Raw genomic sequence first — 2,281 nt, forward strand, 5'->3', positions numbered from 1 at the left:
ATTTAATTCTTGTTCAACTAAATTTTCGACAGGAAGACCGTGACAATCCCAGCCTGGAGTAAATCGCACCGATTTGCCGTTAAAATAGTTATGTTTTATAATGATATCTTTTAAGATTTTGTTGAGCGCATGTCCGATGTGCGTGTGACCGTTTGCGTATGGAGGACCGTCATGAAGAGTAAAACTTGGAGCATCTTTGCGGTTAGCTTTCATCTTCTCATATATTTTTTTCTCGTCCCAAGAAGCGTATCTCTTTGGTTCGTTGTTTATGAGATTGCCTCTCATTTCAAATTTTGTAGTCGGTAAAAGTAGTGTATCTTTATAATCCATGTCTGTCCCAAATAGTGTAAAATTTTTGCATTATATCCCTCATGCCTTTAAAAGCTACTTTAAAATAGTAAAAACAGTGTTATAATGGAGGAAATTATTTTTGCAAAAAGGCTATTTACGCGATGAAACTGCATCTTTTGTTAATCGGCAATAAATTTATATATAACCTTCCTCTAAGAGAGTATATAATCAGAAAAATTGAGCAAAAAACTGATTTAATAGATAGTATAACTTTTTTTAAAGAGAGCGATAATTCACTTTTTTTATATTTGGAAAAAGAGCTTCACACGTCAAACAGATATATAATCGTAACTTCAAAACATCATTTTTCTACCATAGGAAAACTTATATGTACTGTCACAAGCGATAACCAGATTTTAAAAGATGAGATGCTGATACCATCAAACAGCGCTGTATATGAAGATGGAAGTTATCTCTTAGAGTATAAAAATTCGCTTACAAATGTCTTACATGTAGATGAGATGCAAAGAGTTCCCGAGATACTTCTTGATTTTGAAGAATCAAGTGCTACCCTTCATCTTTTTGAAGAGGATAAAGAGAGTGCCTTGGCGATGCTCTCTCCGATTGCGCAGATGTATGACTTGAAAATAGAGGCTGTAAATCTCATAGATGGCTGGTTGAGAGTAGATATAAGAAGCAAAAAATATGGAAATATATCTAAGTTTATAGCCTCAGCAAAGCAGCTTTTGCCAAACAAAATCATTGCTGCTACAAACATCACAACTTATATAATAGAGAAACTATCATCAAAGGGCAAGAAAATAACCTTTGCAGAGAGCTGCACTGGAGGGCTTCTGAGCTACTACTTTACAAAAAATAACGGTGCTTCAAAAATCTTTGACGGCTCTTTGGTGACATACTCAAACAGAATTAAAGAAAATTGGCTTGGCGTAAACTCTAAAACATTAGAAGAGTACGGTGCGGTAAGCAGTGAAGTCGTCTTAGAGATGAGTGAAGGCGCGCTCAATGTTAGTGAAGCTGACTACTCTATATCTATAAGCGGAGTTGCGGGTGAGGGCGGCGGTACTAAATATAAACCTGTCGGAACTATATATATCAGCGTAAGAAGCAAAACAAAATATATAGAAAGTCGTTTAAATTTAAATGGGGATAGAAACTATATCCAGCATCAGAGTGTACTTTTTGCCATTAAAATGTTGCTATTAGTAGATAGAGAGATGTTTTTTTAAATTTGAGGCTTTTTATCTTGACAATTAAAACCTATTTGCCTATAATTTCGACCTCTTACAAATAGAGGAAAATGTCTTGTTAGCTCAGCTGGTAGAGCACGTCACTTTTAATGATGTGGCCGATGGTTCGAATCCATCACAGGACACCATTTACAAAACTAAAAATATTATATGCGATTGTAGCTCAGTTGGTTAGAGTGTCTGCCTGTCACGCAGAATGTCGAGGGTTCGAGTCCCTTCAATCGCGCCACTTTTAGTTGATTTAAAATTCTTGATTTTTATTTTAATCGAGGCAGGTTCTTTGTGGAATGAGGAGCATAGTAAATCTATGTGACGAATGGAACAAAGGTTCTAACGAAGAGTAAAGTAAAAAGCATAATTTAGGGCGCTTAGCTCAGTTGGTAGAGCGCTACCCTTACAAGGTAGATGTCACTGGTTCGAGTCCAGTAGTGCCCACCATTTTTTTGATTATACTGCGTTAAATTTCAACACGCATAGCTAACTATGCTTCGTCAAAATTTGCCTTGTCTAATGCAAAAAAACCAAGTTATTTTACAAAACCTTTTGTTTAATGAAAGTGACCCTTTCGTCTAGTGGCCAAGGACACTATCACTTCATGGTAGGGACAGAGGTTCAAATCCTTTAGGGGTCGCCACAAAACATGGTGTTATAAAAAGTCATAAATGGGCGCTTAGCTCAGTTGGTAGAGCGCTACCCTTACAAGGTAGATGTCACTGGTT

At 36.6% G+C, this 2,281-nt stretch carries 2 protein-coding genes and 5 tRNA genes (1 of these 7 cut by a window edge); 6 read left to right on the plus strand and 1 reads right to left on the minus strand.

The features are described from left to right. A partial coding sequence (locus RQ763_RS10530; protein WP_314152912.1) for a class I tRNA ligase family protein occupies positions 1 to 330 on the minus strand: 330 nt, incomplete at its 3' end. 122 nt (positions 331 to 452) lie between these two features. Between RQ763_RS10530 and RQ763_RS10535 the strand changes: the two genes are divergently transcribed. From RQ763_RS10535 to RQ763_RS10560, 6 genes are all read left to right on the plus strand, one after another. Continuing rightward, entirely contained in the window at positions 453 to 1,541 is a 1,089-nt protein-coding gene (locus tag RQ763_RS10535) for a CinA family protein (protein WP_314152913.1), read from the plus strand. Positions 1,542 to 1,614: 73 nt separating this feature from the next. Next, positions 1,615 to 1,690 (plus strand) — tRNA-Lys (locus tag RQ763_RS10540). Positions 1,691 to 1,714: 24 nt separating this feature from the next. Then, positions 1,715 to 1,791 (plus strand) — tRNA-Asp (locus tag RQ763_RS10545). A gap of 133 nt (positions 1,792 to 1,924) precedes the next feature. Continuing rightward, a tRNA-Val gene (locus tag RQ763_RS10550) sits at positions 1,925 to 2,000 on the plus strand. Between the two features lie 120 nt (positions 2,001 to 2,120). Then, positions 2,121 to 2,196 (plus strand) — tRNA-Glu (locus RQ763_RS10555). A gap of 30 nt (positions 2,197 to 2,226) precedes the next feature. Continuing rightward, positions 2,227 to 2,281 (plus strand) — tRNA-Val (locus RQ763_RS10560); it runs 121 nt beyond the window's last position.

It is taken from the genome of Sulfurimonas sp., assembly GCF_032250635.1.
Lineage (GTDB): Bacteria > Campylobacterota > Campylobacteria > Campylobacterales > Sulfurimonadaceae > Sulfurimonas.

Bases quoted from the DNA above. Each gene is read 5' to 3' on its own strand.
- RQ763_RS10535 (WP_314152913.1), top strand. From the start codon at position 453: ATGAAACTGCATCTTTTGTTAATCGGCAATAAATTTATATATAACCTT.